Origin of the sequence: Actinomadura sp. NBRC 104412 (assembly GCF_030269515.1) — a bacterium.
Lineage (GTDB): Bacteria > Actinomycetota > Actinomycetes > Streptosporangiales > Streptosporangiaceae > Spirillospora.
Window position 1 is genome coordinate 113,462 of record NZ_BSTM01000018.1, and the last position, 18,296, is coordinate 131,757.

At 72.1% G+C, this 18,296-nt stretch carries 22 protein-coding genes; 7 read left to right on the forward strand and 15 right to left on the reverse strand.

Features of this window, described 5'->3' with window-relative positions; all coding sequences use genetic code 11:
* Window positions 1-23 precede the first annotated feature (23 nt).
* The 5 genes from QSK21_RS22365 to QSK21_RS22385 are packed head-to-tail and all read right to left on the reverse strand — an operon-like array spanning window position 24 to window position 3,012.
* Window positions 24-452 carry a DUF350 domain-containing protein gene (locus QSK21_RS22365; RefSeq protein ID WP_285698615.1) on the reverse strand — a complete coding sequence of 143 codons (429 nt, stop codon included), beginning with the start codon at window positions 450-452 and terminating at the stop codon, window positions 24-26.
* Window positions 449-1,369, reverse strand: a complete 921-nt coding sequence (locus QSK21_RS22370) for a hypothetical protein (RefSeq protein ID WP_285698616.1) — start codon at window positions 1,367-1,369, stop codon at window positions 449-451. The genes QSK21_RS22365 and QSK21_RS22370 overlap by 4 nt, the downstream gene beginning before the upstream one ends.
* Entirely contained in the window at window positions 1,366-1,821 is a 456-nt protein-coding gene (locus tag QSK21_RS22375; RefSeq protein WP_285698617.1) for a DUF4247 domain-containing protein, read from the reverse strand. Before QSK21_RS22375 ends, QSK21_RS22370 begins: the two co-directional genes overlap by 4 nt.
* Window positions 1,818-2,393: a DUF2617 family protein gene (locus tag QSK21_RS22380; protein WP_285698619.1), complete on the reverse strand. Its 576-nt coding sequence runs from the start codon at window positions 2,391-2,393 to the stop codon at window positions 1,818-1,820. The genes QSK21_RS22375 and QSK21_RS22380 overlap by 4 nt, the downstream gene beginning before the upstream one ends.
* Window positions 2,394-2,403: 10 nt before the next feature.
* A complete protein-coding gene (locus tag QSK21_RS22385; RefSeq protein ID WP_285698621.1) occupies window positions 2,404-3,012 on the reverse strand; it encodes a DUF4178 domain-containing protein in 609 nt (202 codons plus the stop codon).
* A gap of 255 nt (window positions 3,013-3,267) precedes the next feature.
* Here QSK21_RS22385 and QSK21_RS22390 point away from each other — a divergent pair, with 255 nt between their 5' ends.
* Entirely contained in the window at window positions 3,268-5,733 is a 2,466-nt protein-coding gene (locus QSK21_RS22390; protein WP_285698622.1) for a PfkB family carbohydrate kinase, read from the forward strand.
* Window positions 5,734-5,759: 26 nt separating this feature from the next.
* On the opposite strand, the gene dapC is transcribed toward QSK21_RS22390, so the two are convergent.
* Window positions 5,760-6,845, reverse strand: coding sequence for a succinyldiaminopimelate transaminase (dapC, locus tag QSK21_RS22395; protein WP_285698661.1), 1,086 nt, complete (start codon window positions 6,843-6,845; stop codon window positions 5,760-5,762).
* A 181-nt stretch (window positions 6,846-7,026) separates the two neighbouring features.
* A complete protein-coding gene (gene fdxA, locus QSK21_RS22400) occupies window positions 7,027-7,353 on the reverse strand; it encodes a ferredoxin (RefSeq protein ID WP_197010200.1) in 327 nt (108 codons plus the stop codon).
* Window positions 7,354-7,464: 111 nt separating this feature from the next.
* Between fdxA and QSK21_RS22405 the strand changes: the two genes are divergently transcribed.
* Entirely contained in the window at window positions 7,465-7,713 is a 249-nt protein-coding gene (locus tag QSK21_RS22405; RefSeq protein ID WP_285698623.1) for a putative acetyltransferase, read from the forward strand.
* A 50-nt stretch (window positions 7,714-7,763) separates the two neighbouring features.
* On the opposite strand, the gene QSK21_RS22410 is transcribed toward QSK21_RS22405, so the two are convergent.
* The 3 genes from QSK21_RS22410 to QSK21_RS22420 all read right to left on the reverse strand — a co-directional run bounded on the left by QSK21_RS22410 (window position 7,764) and on the right by QSK21_RS22420 (window position 10,093).
* Window positions 7,764-8,468 carry a polysaccharide deacetylase family protein gene (locus tag QSK21_RS22410; protein WP_285698624.1) on the reverse strand — a complete coding sequence of 235 codons (705 nt, stop codon included), beginning with the start codon at window positions 8,466-8,468 and terminating at the stop codon, window positions 7,764-7,766.
* A 250-nt stretch (window positions 8,469-8,718) separates the two neighbouring features.
* Window positions 8,719-9,591: a crotonase/enoyl-CoA hydratase family protein gene (locus QSK21_RS22415; protein ID WP_285698663.1), complete on the reverse strand. Its 873-nt coding sequence runs from the start codon at window positions 9,589-9,591 to the stop codon at window positions 8,719-8,721.
* A gap of 100 nt (window positions 9,592-9,691) precedes the next feature.
* Window positions 9,692-10,093: a hypothetical protein gene (locus QSK21_RS22420; RefSeq protein ID WP_285698625.1), complete on the reverse strand. Its 402-nt coding sequence runs from the start codon at window positions 10,091-10,093 to the stop codon at window positions 9,692-9,694.
* 138 nt (window positions 10,094-10,231) lie between these two features.
* Between QSK21_RS22420 and QSK21_RS22425 the strand changes: the two genes are divergently transcribed.
* Both QSK21_RS22425 and QSK21_RS22430 read left to right on the forward strand, forming a co-directional pair.
* Window positions 10,232-11,050, forward strand: a complete 819-nt coding sequence (locus QSK21_RS22425; protein ID WP_285698626.1) for a class I SAM-dependent methyltransferase — start codon at window positions 10,232-10,234, stop codon at window positions 11,048-11,050.
* 45 nt (window positions 11,051-11,095) lie between these two features.
* Window positions 11,096-11,776 carry a hypothetical protein gene (locus QSK21_RS22430; RefSeq protein ID WP_285698627.1) on the forward strand — a complete coding sequence of 227 codons (681 nt, stop codon included), beginning with the start codon at window positions 11,096-11,098 and terminating at the stop codon, window positions 11,774-11,776.
* 17 nt (window positions 11,777-11,793) lie between these two features.
* Here QSK21_RS22430 and QSK21_RS22435 read toward each other — a convergent pair whose 3' ends face one another.
* Window positions 11,794-12,804: a zinc-binding dehydrogenase gene (locus tag QSK21_RS22435; RefSeq protein WP_352231310.1), complete on the reverse strand. Its 1,011-nt coding sequence runs from the start codon at window positions 12,802-12,804 to the stop codon at window positions 11,794-11,796.
* 4 nt (window positions 12,805-12,808) lie between these two features.
* Here QSK21_RS22435 and QSK21_RS22440 point away from each other — a divergent pair, with 4 nt between their 5' ends.
* The 3 genes from QSK21_RS22440 to QSK21_RS22450 all read left to right on the forward strand — a co-directional run bounded on the left by QSK21_RS22440 (window position 12,809) and on the right by QSK21_RS22450 (window position 14,591).
* Window positions 12,809-13,141, forward strand: coding sequence for a YnfA family protein (locus QSK21_RS22440; protein WP_285698628.1), 333 nt, complete (start codon window positions 12,809-12,811; stop codon window positions 13,139-13,141).
* Between the two features lie 122 nt (window positions 13,142-13,263).
* Window positions 13,264-13,857, forward strand: a complete 594-nt coding sequence (locus tag QSK21_RS22445) for a hypothetical protein (protein WP_285698630.1) — start codon at window positions 13,264-13,266, stop codon at window positions 13,855-13,857.
* Window positions 13,858-13,928: 71 nt separating this feature from the next.
* A complete protein-coding gene (locus QSK21_RS22450; protein WP_285698631.1) occupies window positions 13,929-14,591 on the forward strand; it encodes a hypothetical protein in 663 nt (220 codons plus the stop codon).
* A gap of 21 nt (window positions 14,592-14,612) precedes the next feature.
* On the opposite strand, the gene QSK21_RS22455 is transcribed toward QSK21_RS22450, so the two are convergent.
* The 4 genes from QSK21_RS22455 to rraA form a co-directional block, all read right to left on the reverse strand.
* A complete protein-coding gene (locus tag QSK21_RS22455; RefSeq protein WP_285698633.1) occupies window positions 14,613-15,242 on the reverse strand; it encodes a LysE family translocator in 630 nt (209 codons plus the stop codon).
* A 12-nt stretch (window positions 15,243-15,254) separates the two neighbouring features.
* The gene (locus QSK21_RS22460; RefSeq protein ID WP_285698634.1) at window positions 15,255-16,157 is read right to left on the reverse strand and encodes a Gfo/Idh/MocA family protein; all 903 of its coding nucleotides are present in this window, start codon (window positions 16,155-16,157) and stop codon (window positions 15,255-15,257) included.
* 28 nt (window positions 16,158-16,185) lie between these two features.
* Window positions 16,186-17,499, reverse strand: coding sequence for a hypothetical protein (locus tag QSK21_RS22465; RefSeq protein ID WP_285698635.1), 1,314 nt, complete (start codon window positions 17,497-17,499; stop codon window positions 16,186-16,188).
* 300 nt (window positions 17,500-17,799) lie between these two features.
* Window positions 17,800-18,285 (reverse strand): ribonuclease E activity regulator RraA, encoded by a 486-nt coding sequence (rraA, locus tag QSK21_RS22470; protein ID WP_285698637.1) that lies wholly within the window; start codon window positions 18,283-18,285, stop codon window positions 17,800-17,802.
* Window positions 18,286-18,296: the final 11 nt, after the last annotated feature.

Here is an 18,296-nt window from a genome sequence, read left to right on the forward strand (position 1 = left end):
CCCGAGACGGTCCCGAGACGCGCTCAGGAGATGGCGGCGGCGACGATCGCGGCGGTGCCGAGGTCGGTCGCGGCCACCACCCAGCACGAGGGGTGCAGTTCGGCCGCGTCGACCACGGTCGCGCCGAGCCTGCCCGGCGTGAGCAGGTCCAGCAGGTAGAACGCGACGAGCGTCAGCAGGATGCCGAGCACACCGTAGACCACCGTGCTCAGCACCCCGGCGGCCAGGTCGTCCTCGCTGGCGGCGATGGCGGTGGTGACGATCGCGCCCACGCCCAGCAGCTTGGCGGCCAGGATCAGCGCCGCGCCGCGGTTGCGGTCGGTCCAGATCTGCCGGCCCAGGCTGCCCGGCGTGGTCAGCTCGACCACCAGGTAGCCCAGGGCCATCAGGCCGATGCCGACCACGCCATAGGCCAGCGCGGCACCGCTCTCCTGGAGGATGTCTTCGATCATGAGGTGGTGCTCCTCCGCTTCCGTACGGCGGCGACGGCGATCCAGACGACCCCGCCCGCGATCAACACGATCCCGACACCTGTGAAGATCGGGCGGGCCAGGCTGGACCGCGGCAGCGTGTCACCCGGTGGAGCGCCCTGCGCCGTGCCCTCCGCGCCGGGCGCCACGGGCGGGGGCGGCGCCAGGCCCTCCTCCGCGACCATCAGCGGCAGCGCGGAGATCGCGTCCGCGAGCCTGGCGATGGCGTGGGGCCCGAAGAAGTTGTCGTAGTCGTCGTCCGGACCGGAGCGGGTGCTCTGCCCGAGCGCGTCCACGTAGACGGAGGACAGGTTGTATCTGTTCAGTTCGAGGTCGGAGCTGGTGTCCACGCTGAGGTACCCGTTGCTCCAGTACTGGCCGGTCCGGTCGTAGGTGTAGTCGGCGGTCAGCACCACCCACTTCGGGCACTGCTGGGGACGCTGGCGCGGGTCGATCCCGACGCCCAGATTGGAGCCGTACTCGACGCCGGGGTCGTTCAGCTCCTCCAGCTCCGTCTCGATCATCTCGCGCTCGATGACCGACGGGCCGGTCTCCGTGGGCGCCGGACTGGACGGCCGTGTCGGCATGGGTGCCGGGGTGCCGCTGTAGGAGGGGGTGACCTTGGGGATCGCGCGGGTGCGTCCCGACTCGATCACCCAGCCGTAGCAGACCCCCTGCGCGGCCGAGGCGGCGGACAGCCGTTCGACCAGTCGTCCCGCGTCCCGCGGGCCGAACACCGGGGCGGTCTCCACGCTCTCGTCGGTGCCGTCGATGAGGCCCTCGCTCCACATGGACCACAGGATCGGCACGACGACGACCAGCAGGACGAGGACGGCGATGATGGAGCAGCCGAGCACGCCGCCCTTACCGGACTTCTTCTCCCCGCCGCCGGTGCTCACTTGCCCTCCCCTGGTCCGCCGCCGCGGAAGGAGGACGCCCGCCCGCCTGGGCCGCCCCAGGCGCCACCGACCGAGGAGTGGTAGCGGGCGTAGCCGCGGTCCGGGTCGTCGACGGTGATGCGTGAGCCGCGCCCGCTCGGCAGGATCGCGACCACCGCGTTGTGGTAGCGGAGGAAGATCCCGCCGGGTGTGTAGACGCGGTGCTCGGTCTTGAACCTGCTGGTGATCCGCGACGCCACACGCAGCGGCGGGTCCTGGGCTTGGTAGGTGCCGGGCGCCACACGGGTGTAGTTCTGCGGAATCCAGCCGCGCGGCGACGTCCGCCCGGCGAACAGGGCGAGCAGCAGCACGGTCACGCCGAGCCCGACCAGCAGCATGGAGCCGATCGCGGGCCCCTTGAGGCCGCGCTCCCTTCCCTGCCCCGCGCCGGGCCTCGGCTTGGGCGGGCTCATCGCGCGCTCACCAACCGGCTCCGTGTCATGACGATCTCCTGGGTCTGGGGGTAGGCGTGCCAGGTCCGCCACCCGGCCCGCAGCGCGCGCCCGCCGGCGGGGACCGGGTGGTCCAGAGGTTCGAGGGACGGGCCGGGGAGCTCCGGCCCGCCGTCGCCCGCCGGGTCGAGGACCAGGGCGGTGACGGCGTACGGGGAGCCCGGGAACGTCCCGGTCAGGGCGTCGTCGCGTCCCGAGAGCAGGTCGCGCAGGTCGTCCACCGCCCGGCGGAACCCGGCGGCGTCGTGCGCCGCCGTGACGGAGGCGAAGTCGTACGCCCAGCCGCCGGCCGTCCCGCGGAACCGGCCGGGCACAGGCTCGCGCTCGCCGGGCAGGCAGGCCACGGTCTCGCTGAACGTCCCGGCGAGCACCTGGTGGGACGCGCCGAGCAGGCGCAGCTCGACGTGGACGCCGCCGCCGTCCGGTGCCTCCAGGGCGAGGACGGCCAGCGCGTCCAGGCGGGGCAGGCCGAGCGCGAACGACAGCGCCGCCGCGCTGGTGTCGGCGTAGGGGGTGTCGAGAGTCGTGCGCAAGGGCCGGCCCTCAGCTCCCGCTTCCCGGGTAGATCGTCAGGGTGCCGTTCGGGACGCGCTCGCCCGTGCCCGCCTCCCACGCGCCGCCGCCGTACCGCTCGAACGACAGGTACCGGCCGCCCGGCCCCTCGTAGTCGACGTACTCGACCCGGCCCTTCTCCCCGAGACCCGTGGTGCCCTCGCTGGCGTAGTCGGCGGTGCCGTGCTCCTCGCGCCGGTACTCCACGCCGTCCACGGTCAGCGTCCTCTTGTCGGGGACGAGGTCGCCGACGTCGAGCTCGGTCCACCAGACGACCTCCAGGTCGGGATCCTCCTCGACGGAGATCCAGACCTTGGTGCCCTCGATGGTGTCGGCGTCCAGAAGGTGCTCGCTCCAGGTGAAGCCGCCCTCGCGCAGCCGCACCGAGCCGCGCACGAAGTAGCGCACGCCGAGGTACTCGACCATGTCGCCCGCCTTGATCGTCCGCGGGTCGCCGGCGGCCTGGTCCTCGGCCGCGAACGGGTCGCGCGGCGTTCCCGCTGTGCCGGACGGGGGACGGCGCCGCGCCAGCAGGACGATGATGACGGCCAGGGCGCACAGGATGAGCGCCAACAGGATGGCGATCACTGGCCCGGCCACGGGCACCTCCACAGGGGAAAGGCGAACAACGCGCCGGATTGTATCGGGGGCCGGCCCTACAAGATTGACCATCCGGCCATGTACGGCCATACACGGCCATCAACCGACACATCGGTTTCACCGATTTTCGCCGGTTTTGGATGCCAGCCAACTGATCATCTCGGCTCGCACCCGTCCATTGACAGCGTTTCCGGTCGCCGGTTAGCGTCCCAGTGTTCAATTATACGATATATCGTTTCACTACATGGAATGCCTATGACGCGGCGCCCGTACGACGTGATCGCGATCGGGGAGGTGCTGGTCGAGCTGCGCTCGGAGGCGCCGCTGCGGCGGGCACGGCACGGCACCGCGCTGCGCCTGTCGTTCTCCGGCGACGCGCTCAACGCCGCCGCCGCGTCGGCCGCCGCCGGCGCGCGGACCGCGCTGCTCACCGCCGTCGGCGACGACGAGCTCGGCGCCCCGCTGCTCGAGCACGTGCGCGCGCTGGACGTGGACACCTCGCTCGTGTGGCGCGCCGCGCGTCCCAACGGCGCGTACCTGCTGTCGCCCGACATGGACGCGGACGGCGAGCGCGAGTTCGTCTACTGGCGCACCGGCAGCGCGGCCTCCACCCTGTCCCCCGGCGACATCGAACGGCTCTCCGGCGCGCTGTCCTCGGCGACGGCGCTCGTGGTCACCGGGATCACTCCCGCGCTCTCCCCGTCCGCGCGGGACGCCACGCTGGCCGCCGCGCGCCTCGTCCACTCCGCGGGCGGCCATGTCACCTACGACCCGAACTTCCGGGGACGGCTGACGACGGCCGCCGAGGCACGGGACGTCCTCGCGGCGATCGCCCCGTACACGGCACTGCTCACGCCCTCCAGCCCCGCCGAGACCCAGGCGCTCCTGGGCACGGCCGACCCGTGGAAGGCCGCGACCCGCGCGCTCGACCTCGGCGCGGACGCGGTCGCGGTGACCTCCGGCGCCGAATCCGTCCTCCTGTGCGACGGCAAGCGCTGGTGGACGGCGCCCATCCCGCCCAACCCGGGCCAGGTGGACACGACAGGCGCCGGGGACTGCTTCGCCGGAACCGTCACCGCCCGGCTCGCGCTCGGCGACGACCTGGGCCGGGCGGTGGCGCGCGGGATCGCGGCGGCGTCCCTCTCGGTGTCGGGCCGCGGAGGCACCGGCCATATCCCCTCCTTCGCCGCGACCGCGGAACTGGCCACGCGTCACGTGCGTCTCCGTCCCGCCGGACCGCCGTCCCTCCCCCGGCTTTCGAGCGCCACGTTTGCGGCGGCGAGGCGTCCCGAACGGCACCGGCCACCGGAACCGGGGATCGTCCACCTGGGACTGGGCAACTTCCACCGTGCCCACCAGGCCGTCTACACCGCCGCCGCACTGGCCGAAGAGGACGGGCCTTGGGGGATCGTCGGCGCCGCGCACCGTTCACGCGAGGTGGTGTCGGCGATGGCCGCGCAGGACCTGCTCTACTCGGTGGTCCAGATCTGGCCCGGCGGCGCGCAGGTGGAGGTGCCGGCCGTGCACACGGAGGTGCTGGTCGCCGCCGACGAGCCCGCCGCGCTGGTCGAACGGATCGCGGCGCCGTCCACCCGCGTCGTGACGCTGACCGTCACCGAACGCGGCTACACCTGCGCCCGCGCGTCGAGCGGCCTCGACCTGGACTCGCCGCTCGTCCGCCACGACCTCGCCGAACCGGACGCGCCGCGCACCCCGATCGGCCAGATCGTGGCGGGCCTGCGCGCACGCGCCCGCGCGGGCGGGCCGCCGATCAGCGTGGTGAGCTGCGACAACCTCGGCGGCAACGGCGAGCTCACGCGGCGGCTCGTGCGCGAGTTCGCCGCCCACCTCCCCGGCGGCGACGACCTCCTGGACTGGATCGGCGCGAACGCGGCCTTCCCGTCCACCATGGTCGACCGGATCGTGCCCGCCACCACGGACCGCCACCGCGCGCTGGCCTCCGCCCGGCTCGGGCTGGACGACCGCGCGCCCGTGCCCGCCGAGCCGTTCAGCATGTGGGTCCTGGAGGACGCCTTCGCCGCGGGACGCCCGCGCTGGGAGGCGGGCGGCGCCATCTTCACCGCGGACGTGGCCGGCTACGAGCTGCTGAAGCTGCGCCTGCTGAACGGGACGCACTCGCTCATCGCGTACCTGGGGCTGCTGTCGGGCCGGCGCACGATCCCCGAGGCGGTGGCGTTGCCGTTCGTCGAATCGGCGGCGCGCTCGGTGCTGGCCGCCGACTACCTGCCGACGCTGACCGTCCCCGCGGAGATCGAGATCGGGGAGTATGTGGGGCGGCTGTTCGAGCGGTTCGCGAACTCCGCGCTCGGGCACCGCACCGCGCAGGTCGCCTCGGACGGCTCGCTGAAACTGCCGCAACGCCTCGTCCGCCCGGCGCTGGACCATCTCGGCTCCGGACGCATGCCGCACCACCTCGCGCTGACGGTCGCCGCGTACCTGCGCTGCCTGGCACCGCTGCCCGGCGACGACCTTCCCGCCGCCGTCCGCGACGTGCGCGACACCGCCCGCGACCGGCTGGGCCGGCTCGCCGCGACGGCGGCGGACGGCGCCGGCCTGGTACGGGACGCGCTGCTCAAGGAGCGGCTCCTGGGCGCCGAGCTGGGCGAGCACTCGGAGTTCGTGCGGCGGACGGCCGAGCTGTACGACGTGCTGCGCCGCCATGGCCCCGAGGCCGCCGTCCGCGAAGCGGGCCGGGGCTAGCGGCGCCTGCCCCCGGCCGGGTGCGCTCACAGCCGGGCGGCGCCGGCTTCCACCCGCTCGTCGGTCGCGGTGAAGGCGACCCTGACGTGGCGCGCGCCCGCGGGGCCGTAGAAGTCGCCCGGCCCGACGATGATGCCGAGGTCGGCCAGGTGCCCCACGGTGTCCCAGCACGGCTCGTCCCGCGTCACCCACAGGTACAGGCCGGCCTCGGAGTGGTCGACGCGGAAGCCGTGGCGCTCGAACGCGGCGCGCAGGACGTCCCGGCGGGCCCGGTACCGCTCGCGCTGCTCGTCGACATGCGCGTCGTCGGAGAACGCCGCGGTCATCGCCGCCTGCACCGGCGCGGGGACGATCATCCCGGCGTGCTTGCGGGTCTCCAGCATGCTTGTGATCAGCGCCGGGTCGCCGAGCACGACCCCGGCCCGGTACCCGGCCATGTTGGACCGTTTGGACAGCGAGTTCACCGCGAGCAGCCCCTCGTGCGACCCGTCGCAGACGTCCGGGTGCAGGATCGAGATCGGCGGATGGGCCGGGTCCCAGCCGAACTCCAGGTAGCACTCGTCGCTGACGACGACCGTGCCGCGCTCGCGCGCCCAGGCCACCACCTTGCGCAGATGCTCGGCGGGCAGCACCTTCCCCGTCGGGTTGGACGGCGAGTTCACCCAGACGATCTTCGGCCGGACGGGCCCGAGGGACAGCAGCCCGTCCCGCGCGACCGGCTCCGCGCCGGCCAGCCGGGCGCCCACGTCGTAGGTCGGATAGGCCAGCTCGGGGAACACCACGCGGTCACCGGGGCCCGCGCCCAGCAGGGTCGGCAGCCAGGCCACCAGCTCCTTGCTGCCGATCACCGGCAGCACCGCGTCCGGGTCCGCGCCGGTCACGCCGAGCCGCCGCCGCGCCCAGTCCGCCACCGCCTCGCGGAGCCGGGGCGTCCCGTAGGTCTGCGGGTAGCCCGGGGAGTCGGCGGCGGAGGCCAGCGCGTCCCGGACGAACCCGGGCGTCGGGTCGACCGGCGTCCCCACCGACAGGTCCACGACGCCACCGGGATGCCCGGCCGCCCGCCGCCGGTACGGCCGCAGCTTGTCCCATGGGAAGTCCGGCAGCGTCCGCAAGCCCACCTGTCCTGCCTCTCCGCGCACCTCGGGAACGGCGCTCACAGCTCCTCACAGCCCTCAAGGCCGTGGCCTCGACGCAAGGAGACCACGGCCTTGAGGGTACGCAACCCTTGTCTATCGGAAGTCCACGACGTCACACGGGAGGGCCGCGGGACGTCCGCTCCGGACCCCGGAGCGACTACTCGTCGTGCTCCTGGGGCGGCAGCGCGGCCACGATCGGGTGGTCCTTGTCGATCTTGCCGACCTTGGAGGCGCCACCGGGCGAGCCCAGGTCGTCGAAGAACTCCACATTGACCTTGTAGAAGTCCTTCCACTGATCGGGGACGTCGTCCTCGTAGTAGATCGCCTCAACCGGGCAAACCGGCTCGCAAGCACCGCAGTCGACACACTCGTCGGGGTGGATGTAGAGCTGGCGCTTCCCTTCGTAGATGCAGTCGACCGGGCATTCCTCGATGCATGCCTTGTCGAGCAGGTCCACACAGGGCTGCGCAATGACGTAGGTCACGTCGGTGACTCCTCTCGGGTTTTCCGGCCCCGCCGCACGTCACGGCTCACCGCATGCTCGCTGTGAATAGTATTGCCATCACGGCTCGGTCGATTCGACACGGGGGTCCTCATGTCCGGCCACATCGCCGCGCGGCTGGTGGTGACCATCACGCCCGCCGACGTCGGCCAGCGGATCTCGCTGCGCCGCCGGATGGCAACGGGAGAGTACAGCGACGTGGTGGGGGTTCTCGAATCCTGGTCCGGCGGACTGCTGCGGGTGCGGCGGCGCACCGGCGAGACGGTCGAGGTCCCCGAGGAGATCATGGTGGCGGCCAAGGTGGTGCCGCCGCAGCCACCACCTCGCCGCCGCCCACGATAAAGAGCGCCTCCCGCGCCCTATTTCGTCACCGCGTCCTTCACCGCAGGGCCTTACTCAAGGTTCGTGTACGTGGCCTGCGCCTCGAACCGCTTGCCCTGGAACAGTTCCGACACCGTCACCAGCGTGAAACCGCGTCCCTTCAAGGTCGACAGCATTTTCGGCACCGCCCTGACGGTGGACCCGTGCGTGTCGTGCAGAAGGATGATCCCGCCGGGCCGCGCCTCCTTCATCCCGGTGGCGATGCCCTTGCGGGCCTTCGTCCGATGCCAGTCCATGCAATCCACGCTCCAGGTGATCTGCGGCATGCCCGCCGCGCGCGCCACCCGCTCATCCGTCGCCCCGTACGGCGGACGGAACAGCTTGGGCGTGACGCCCGAAGCCTGCCTGACCGCCTGCTGCGTGAGCTGGATCTGCCTGCGCATCGCGCGCGGCGAAAGGCTGGGCATGATCGGGTGGGACCAGCTGTGGTTGCCGACCTCGTGCCCCTCGTGGACCATCCGCCGCACCGTGGAGCCATGCCGTTCCACGTTCTGCCCCAGGACGAAGAAGGTGACGCGCGTGTCGGACCGGCGCAGCGTGTCGAGCAGCTTGGGGGTGTGGACGCTGGGGCCGTCATCGAACGTCAACGCCACACACCTCACCTTGGCGCAGTCGATCCGCCGCTGGGCGGGGGGCAGGGCGGGACGGGCGGCCTGGTTCCCCGCGGCCGGCGCCTGGTCGCTCTCGACCTCCGCGCCGCCGTTCCCGGCTCGCATCGTGCCGCAACCGGTGGCAAGCGCCGAGAAGAACAGTCCCAATACGAAGAGTGCCCGATAAATAGTGCTTCGCACCTTGCCCCCTAAAACGTCTTGAATTGGACATCCAATTCGCTCGTGGGGCGCTAGATACCCTAAGGATCTGGCGGTCACACACCAACGTTTCCCCTGGTTAGGGTGAACTTCCCTCGTACCCCAAAATGACCGTCAACTCGGCGTAAGAGCGGCAGATCCGGGCAGCGGACAACGCTTATGGCACAGGCCAATCGGGGACCTCGGCCGGAAGATCCTCGCTGATCCGCATGACGAAACGGGCCGGTCGCTTTTCGAGAAACGACGTCACGCCCTCGGCCGCGTCGGGGGCGCCGCCGAGTGCCGCCATCAGCCGGGAATCGGCGCCATGTGCGTCCCAGGGGGACGGTGCCGACAGACCGGACCACATGAGCCGGCGGATCACGGCGACGGAGACCGCCGACGTGTTGTCGGCGATCTCGCGGGCCAGCGCGTACGCCGCCGGCAGCAGCTCGTCCGGCGGGTACACGCGGGAGACCAGCCCGCCCGCCAGGGCCTCTCCGGCGTCGAATACCCGTCCCGTGGCGGCCCATTCCATCGCCTGCGCGATTCCGACCAGGCGCGGCAGGAACCAGCTCGACGCCGCCTCGGTGACGATCCCGCGCCGGGCGAAGACGAACCCGAACCTGGCCTTGTCGCTGGCCAGCCGCACGTCCATCGGCAGCGTCAGGGTCACGCCCACGCCGACCGCGGCGCCGTTGAACGCGGCGATCACCGGCTTGAGGCAGCGCGCGATCCGCAGCGCCACCTTCCCCCCGCCGTCGCGCGGCGTGCCGTCCTCCAGGACGTCGGTGTCGCCCTGGTACCTGTCCGGGGACTTCTCCCGGTCGAACGTGGCGCCGCCGTGCCCGAGATCGGCGCCCGCGCAGAACGCCCTCCCGGCCCCGGTGACCACGACGGCCCGCACGTCGTCGTCGGCGTCGATCCGGTCGAACGCGTCGATCAGCTCCGCGCACATCGTGTAGGTGAAGGCGTTCATGCGATCGGGGCGGTGGAGGGTGATCGTGGCGATCGCGTCGCGAACCTCGTACTCGATCTCGCCGTACGGCACCTGGCTCTTCGGCAACTGTCGGTCCTTCCCGTGGCGCGGCCCGGGGCGGCGGCTCGCGGTCCCGGGTTGAACAGAATCCGATTCTAAAAAGGCGGGGGCGTCAGGAGTGGGCGGAGGGGAAGAGGGCGAGAAGGACCTCGCGGCGCCAGTCCTCGACCCGCCCGGTGAAGCCGCCCGGCGGGACCGCCACCAGATCGCCCCGATCGGCCTTGAGCCCGATCAGGACCGGCGTGCCGCCCTCGCCTTCGGGGGTGAGCTCCATCTCATATGGCTCATGTGACTCAGATGGCTCAGATGGGCCGCCGGCCGGAACGCGCGCGAGCCGCCCGGCCAGCGCGGCAAGCACGCGCGCCCAGCCCTGACCCAGGTACGGGGGCAGGCCGGAGACACGGAGCTCGGGCCTTCCGCGCGCCGCGAGGCCCCGGGTGCGCAGCTCCAGGCCCTCCGGACGCTCGGTCCCCACGATCCTGATCTCGGCCCCGGCCGCGTCCCGCCCGTCCATGGCCCGACCGTAGCCGACCGCGCGCCGCCGCGGGCCGCCGGGGGCCTCACGCCTGACCTGCGTGAAACGGAACGTGCAGAGGCGGCCCGCATCGGCAACGCGACCTCATCCCGAGGACCGATCGGATAAATTACGACGGTGAACTGGGCCGTGACGACGTACGACTCCGCGTTCGGGTACGTCTCCGCGCATGGCGCGCCACTGGTGGACCTGCTCGACCCGCAGCCCGGCGAGCGGATCATCGACCTGGGGTGCGGCACCGGCGCGTTCACCGCGGAGATCGCCGAGCGGGGCGCAGAGGTACTGGGCATCGACGGCTCGCCCGAGATGATCTCGCAGGCCACCGCGCAGCATCCCGGGCTGTCCTTCGCGGTCGGCGACGCCTACGAGTTCACCACCACCGAGCCCTACGACGCGGTCGCCTCCAACGCCGCGCTGCACTGGATGACCCGCGATCCCGACGCGGTGATCGCGCGGGTGCACGCGGCGCTGCGTCCGGGCGGGCGGTTCGTGGGCGAGCTGGGCGGCGCCGGCAACTGCGCGGAGCTGATCGTGGCGATGCAGACCGCCTGGCGGGTCTTCGGGCTCGGCGAGCCGGAGCTGCCGTGGTACTTCCCCAGCCCCGCCGAGTACGCCACCCGCCTTGAGGAGGGCGGGTTCACTCTGCGGCTGCTCGAACACGCCGACCGCCCGTCCCGGATGACCGAGGGCCCCAACGGCGCCGCGGACTGGGTCCGCGTCTACGCGCCCCGCGCCCTCGCCGACGTGCCGCCGGAGCTGGTCGAGCCGCTGCTCGCCCGCATCAACGACCTCGCCGCGCCCGCGTTGCGACGCGAATCCGGGTGGGTCGCCGACTACGTGCGCCTGCGTTTCGCCGCCGTGCGCAAGCCCGACGGGCCCGTGCCCATGCCCGACGGGCTCTCCTCCGGCGGGCTCGGGCAGACCCCCATCATCTAGCGTCGGTCCCCGCCCCTCCGCGGAGTCGAACGTAGGGTTGGGCCCATGCTCCGCCTGCGAGACCACCACACCGGACAGCTCCAGGAGCTTCCGCCGTACGCGCTGCACATCCACGTCCACGGGGGAGGCGAGAGGGCTCTGATCACCGCGGACCTGCTGCGGCGGCTGGCGGAGCGGTCGCGCCGCAGGGTCGCCCTGACCCGTTCCGCGGAGGTACGGCCGCACGTCGGCTTCGGCGAGCTGAACCTTCCCGAGGTCGGCGCCATCGCGCCCGATCTGGTGCCCGAGGGCGCGGTGTGGGTGGGGACCCAGCCCGTGCCGGGCCGCCGCTGCCTCGTCGTCCCGCCGGAACGGTACGCGTGGGAGAAGCTGGTGGAGAGCACACGGGTCGATCCGCTGTGCGTTCGGCTGGCAATCCTGCGCGAACGCTACGACGCCCCGGACGTGATGGACGGCGATCTGGTCGTCGGCGCCGGCGACGACCTCGCGCACTGGCGGGAGTCGATGGCCGAGTGGTCCACCCGGCCGGGACGTCCCATGGACCGCGCGTACGCGGACCGCGCCGAGGAGGCGTTGGCGGACGATCTCGACAGCCCCACCGCCCTGGCCGTCCTGGACGAGCTGACCGCCGACCCGAGCGTCGAGCCCGGGGCCAAGCTGGAGACCGTCATCCAGCTCGACCTGATCCTCGGGCTCGACCTGGTCTCCGGCATCGGCCGCGCCTGATCCCGCCTGCCTACCGGTCACACCTCCAGCAGTGTCTTGCCCACGGTGGCGCGGGACTCGATCGCCGCGTGCGCGTCGGCGGCCCGCTCCAGTGGGAACCGCTGGCCGATCACCGGGCGCAGCCGTCCCGCCCGCGCCTCGTCCAGCGCGCTCTCGGTGGCCGCGCGCAGCAGCTCCGGCGTGGGCCGCGGCTGGACGAGGGCGACCCCGCGGGCACGGGCCTTCTCCTCGGGAACGCCCGCCCACTCGCCGCTCGCGAGCCCGAAGCTGACCATCCGCCCGCCGCGCCGCAGCAGGTCGAACGCGGCCCGGCCGATGTCGCCGCCGACCCCGTCGAACACCACGTCCACCGGTCCCGCCGTCCGCGTCCACCCCGGTCGCGTGTAGTCGACCACCACGTCGGCTCCCACGTCCCGTGCGACCGCGCCCTTGCGGTCACCGCCCGCCGCCGCCACGACCTCGGCACCGGCGGCCTTGGCGAGCTGGACGAGCAGGGTCCCCACTCCCCCGGCCGCCGCCTCCACCAGGACCCGTTCACCGGCCCGCGGCGACGCCGCGCCCATCATCAGCGTGGCCGTACGGCCATCGGCGAGCAGAGCGACCGCGTCGTCCAGGGCGAGCCCTTCGGGGACCACGAACAGACCTGCCGCGTCCACGGCGGCCAGCTCCGCGTACCCGCCCGAACCGCCCGTGCCGCTCACCACCCGGGCGCCGAGCAGACCGGGATCGGCGCCGTCCCCGACGGCCGCGACCACACCGCCGACCCCGTTCCCCGGGATCAGCGGCGGCTCCCCCTTGAACGGCCCCTGGCCGTCCCCGGCCCTGAACTGCGTCTCCACGAACGTCACGTTGGCGAACCGCACCTCGACGAGGACCTGCCCGGCCCCCGCCACCGGATCCGGCGCGTCACCCGCGACGAGGACGCCGGGTCCGCCGAACTCCTTCAACCACACCGCGCGCATCGCCTTCCCCCTCTCCTCGACGCCCACCCTGCAACCTCGACCGGAGTCGAGGTCAAGTACCGTCACGCCCATGACGATCGCCCGGTCCCTGCTGCTCTTCGCCCTCGCGGCGCTCGCCGAGATCGGCGGTGCCTGGCTGGTCTGGCAAGGGGTCCGCGAACACCGCGGCATCGCCTGGATCGGCGCGGGCGTCGTGGCGCTCGGCCTGTACGGCTTCGCCGCCACCCTCCAGCCGGACGCCCATTTCGGCCGCATCCTCGCCGCCTACGGAGGGGTCTTCGTCGGCGGCTCCCTGCTGTGGGGCATGGTCCTGGACGGCTACCGGCCCGACCGCTACGACGTCATCGGCGTCACCCTGTGCCTGCTGGGCGTGGCCGTCATCATGTACGCCCCCAGAACCTGACGTTCGACGAGCCCCTCCCGCCCCAGCTTTCCGCAACGAATCCCTTTTCTCGCTTCAAGCTCCTCTGTAAGCTTTCGCGCGTACTCCGCCTCGTTATCGCGACTGGACCATCAGGGATGGCGATGCACGCCCGGTTGGTACGTTCCTCCTCCTACGGGCGTCCCTGCCTACGACCCGTCCTCCTTTTGGGCGTACTCGTCCTGTCCTTGGCGGCCTGCGGCAACGACACGTCCTCGGGCACCTTTCGACCCAACGGCTCGCTGGCGGGCAACACCCCGCCCGCCTCCGCTCCGGACGCGCAGGCGCCCTCGGCCCTTCCCACGGCGCAGGTGAACAAGACCGTCCTGGCCCGCTACGCCGAGTTCAGGAGGATCTACAGCCAGGCGTACAGAAGCAACGACCCCGCCCGGCTCGCCGCGGTGGCCGTGGACCCGATCCTCGCCGAGACCACGCGTTCCATCGAACGCTTCCAGGCCAGGAACGAGGTCTGGCGCTTCACCACCGTCTCCAACGCCCGGATCTACGGCCGTTCACGTGACGGCCTCACCGTCTACGTCATCGACTGCCTGCGCACCCTGGGCGCCTACCGCTACTCGTTGAGGACGGGGAAGCGGATCGGGACCATCCCCGAAGAGTCCTCCCTGTACCGGACGGCGGTCCGCTACGTCCAGGGCACCTGGAAGGTCTCCGACTCCGTACGGGACAAGCAATGCTGACACTGCGCACCACCCCACGCCGTACCACCTCACGCCGTGCCGCCCGCAGAACCGTCGTCACGGTGGGCGCCATGGCGGCCGTTCTGATCGGCGTGCCCTCGGCGCACGGCGCGCCTCCGGTCTGCAACAGTCCCGGCTTCCTTTGCGGCGAGATCACGTCCCCTGGAGGCTCTTCGGGCGGCCGTGCCCCGTCAGGCGGTGGCGGCGGCACCACGGTTCCGACCCCCGACCCCGACGTCACCAACAACTTCCAGGATCTCGGGGCGGCCGCGCCCACGACCGTGGACCTGGCCCAGCGGGTCAGGGACCTGGCGCCCTTCCCCTCCGTCACGGTGCACACCTCACCGGCCGACCGGACCTACGTCCGGGTGCGCACCGGTCTCTGGGTGGACGGCTTCCAGCCCGTGCAGACGGAGCCGATCACCCTGGCGGGCCAGACCGTGCAGGTGACGGCGCAGCCGAAGTCGGTCACCTGGAACCTGGGCGAGACCAGCATCACCTGCACCGGTCCGGGCAGGCCGAACGACACCTCGTGCGGCCACACCTACCAGCGCTCGTCCGCGCGCCAGCCGGGCGGGGCCTACCGCGTCAGCGCCGTCATCACCTGGACCGTCTCCTGGACCTGCGCGGGCGCCGCCTGCGACGACGCGGCGGGAACCCTCCCCGACGAGGAGATCCCCTCGGTGCCGGTCTCCCTGGTCGTGGACGAGATCCAGGCCAACACCCGCCCCTGAACCCGGCGTTCCGGCGCTGACCTAGCGTTCGGCGGCCAGCCCCACGCCCAGGGTGATGAAGATGCCGCCGGTGGCGGCGTCCAGGCGGCGGCGGACGGTCGTGCGGCGGCGGAGCCAGGTGCCGATCCGGCCGGCCAGGACGCCGACCGTCCCGTCGACCACGAACTCCAGCGCGATGAGGATCGCGCCGAGGATCGCAAACTGCAACCAGACGTGCCCCAGGGAGGGGTCGATGAACTGCGGCAGGAACGCGATGGTGAAGGTGACCATCTTGGGGTTCAGGAGGTTGGTCACCAGGCCGTTGACGTAGGCGCGCCGGCCCGGCATGCCGGTGCCGGACGCTGGGTCGTCCTGGTCACGGCCGCGGTTGCGGATGGCCTGGACGCCCAGATAGATCAGGTACGCGGCGCCGGCCACGCGGACCACCGTGAAGGCGTACGGGACGGCCGCGAAGAGGGCCGCCAGGCCCGCCGCCGCGACGGCTATGTGGACGGCCTCGCTCGTCGCGACGCCGGCGGTGGCGAGCAGCCCGGCGCGGGCGCCCCCGCGGATCCCGCAGCCGAGGACGAACATCATGTCCGGCCCCGGGGTGACCATGGCGATGATGGTGGTCACCGTGAAGACCGCGAGAAGTCCCTGATCAACTGGCATACCGGAAGTGTGTCACAAGGCCGACTCGACGATGCGCTCGCACAGGCGGTGGGTCTCCAGGGCGTCGGCCGCGGACGGGTGCTCGCCGGTGCGGACGCGATCGAGGAAGGTCAGGGTGATCTGCTCGATGCCGCGCTGGTGCGGTACGGGGGTCCAGTCGCCGCGGCGGCGCAGCAGGGTGCCGCACTGGTCGCCACGGTGGTCCACGACATCGCCCAGGTCGTGGACCACGCGTTTGGTGTCGCGCCCCATGACCTCCAGGATCTCCTCGGTCGAGCCGTTCGAGCGGTTCATGATGCCGATCGCGGTGAAGCCGTCCCCGGAAAGGGTCAGGACGATGTGGTGCAGCGCGCCGCCCACGACGCGGGTGCGGACGTCGGTGTGCGTGACCTCGCCGGGGACGAGGAAGCGCAGCGTGTCGACGACGTGGATGAAGTCGTCGAAGACGACGGGACGGGGCGCGGCGGGCAGGTGGAAGCGGTTCTTCTGCAGGACGATCAGGTCGCGCGGGTGGTTGAGCAGGGCCCGGTAGCCGGGGGCGTAGCGGCGGTTGAAGCCGGCCATCAGGCCGGTGCCCGTCCGTTCCGCCAGCTCGACCAGGTGGGTCGCGTCGGCGAGGTTGTCCGCCAGGGGCTTGTCGACGTAGGTGGGCACGCCCGCGCCGAGAAGGCGCTCGGCGATGGCCCGGTGGTCGGCGGTCGGGGCGTGGACGAACGCGGCGTCCGGTTTCCGGGCGAGGAGGTCGTCGAGGGTGGCGTGGCGGTGCGGGATGCGGTAGGCGTCACCGACCCGGTCCAGGGTCGCGGGTGTACGGGTGTGAAGGTGGAGTTCCAGGCCGGGCTGGGCGGTGAGGACCGGCAGGTACGCCTTGCGTGCGATGTCGCCGAGCCCGATCACGCCGACTTTGAGCGTCATGGGCCCGAACGTTACGGCAGTCGCGTCCTCAGCAGCGCGGATCGTGCATACCGTAGAGGGCCCGGCGGCCGGGGTGTTCCGCGATGGTCCACATCCGGTGCTGGCCTCTCCAGCAGTACAGGTCTTCGGGCCCGAAGGAGATGGCCGTGCGCCGGACGTCCTTGAAACCGTTCGACCACCGCGCCCGGAGCAGCTCGCCCACGTTGCTGTTCTGGCCCGGCGGGTACGGCCTCTCGTCCCCGGGGACGTTGCGCGTGAACCACCACATGCCGTTCGCGGTGGCGCCGCCTTGGATATGGGACGCGGGAAGCCTCATCACGGAGGCCGGGACCGCGTGGCCCTGGCCATCGGTCACCAGGTCGCCCGAGGCCGGCGCGGAGCGGCCGTTGGGTCCCGAGCCCGGGTCGGTCAAGGGGAACTGCGCCACGCGGCCACGGTCGTCCTCGCACCACTCCCCCGTCACAAGGGTGTCCTGCCCGGTGCGGTTGACGGACAGCCACGAGTGGTTGGGCGTGCCCTCGGACGTGCACGGCTCGCCCGACTGCTTGTTCGGTACGTAGGAGAGCACCTGGGGCATCACGTAGCGGTACCCGTACGCGTGGTAGGTGCCGTCGTGCAGGCCGACCAGGTCGCGCCGCGCCGTGGAGCCGTTCTTACCCAGGTCGAAGATGCGGCGCATGTCGAAGACGCGCAGCCCGCTGCCGGTGTCGGCGACGTAGAGCCGGTTGCCGTACCAGGCCAACCCGCCGGCGTGGATGCCCGTATCGGTGGCGCGCGTCCCGATCGGTTCGTAGGTGATCCTGCCCTGCGCGTTCCGGTACGGCCAGACCAGCAGGACGTGCCGGTAGGTCCCGGTCCTGGTGTTGACGAAGGTCAGGCGGGCGCTCTTGTCGACGCCCCGCCGGTCCTCGTCGTACCAGCTCACCAGGAGGGGCCGTTCGGTGCCCCATCGCTCGTCCGCCCGCGCGTCGGAGACGCCCGTGATGCCCTGCGGGTACCATTCCGTGCTGCGGTCGTCGGCGGCGTTGAAGCAGAACACCTTCGCTCCCGCGGGCACCCGTGCGTCACGGCCACAGGATCCGTTCCACCTGCCCTTGAGGCCGCCCCGCGGGTTGAGGACGGCGCGGACGGTGGTGAGCTTGAGGCTCTTGGTCATGCCGTCGAGCGCGCCGGGGTCGAGCTCGTCGCCGACCTTGAGCGTGTAGGCGTCCTTGGAGGGGGCGACGTTGGCCGTGGCGGCGACCCGCTGGGAGTAGTCGGGGACGAAGCAGGCGAAGGTCGCGACACCGGCGGCCACCGCCACGAGCGGCGCCGCCAGGGCGAGGAGTCGCCTGCCCTTCATCCGATCACCTCCCGCGGCGATCAGGGAAACTAACATCTCCGGACTTTTCGTCCAATATCACGCTTTGCAGCGCGACGGTCGCACCAGGAGATCTTCCGAAGGTCAGCCGACGCTTACGCTCACCTCCAGACGACGGTCACCGCCCAGAAATATTGATAACGATTCGATAGCCCCGGTAAACCGAATCCCGTCCATGCATACGGGCCCCGCCAATGGCGGGCTGGCAATTCACGCCCGCGGCGGCTGCCGGCGGCGGCCGTGCTGCCGCCGCTCGCGCGCCCGCCTCGCCCGCGCGAACCGTCAGGGCTCCAGGAGGGAACGGCGGGCGGTGACGATCCCGTCCTCGTCGCTGTACAGGTGATCGCCGGGACGGAACTCCACGCCGCCGAAGGTCACCGGGACGCCGACCTCGCCCGTCCCGTCCTTGGAGCTCTTGCGCGGGTTGGAGCCCAGCGCCTTGATGCCCAGGTCCAGGGTGCGCAGCGCGGCCACGTCCCGCACCGCGCCGTTGATCACGACCCCGGACCAGCCGTTGCCGGCCGCCGACGCGGCGATCAGGTCGCCCATCAGCGCCGAGGCCAGCGAGCCCGCCCCGTCCACCACCAGCACGCGGCCCTCCCCCGGCTCGCTGAGCACCTGCTTGACCAGGGCGTTGTCGCGGTGGCAGCGCACGGTCGCGATCGGCCCGGCGAACGCGGCGCGGCCCCCGTAGTCGCGGAACTGCGTCTCGCAGCTTTGCAGCTCGTCCCCGAAGTCGTCGATGAGATCGGCGGTCGCGAAGTCCATGCGCCGCAGCC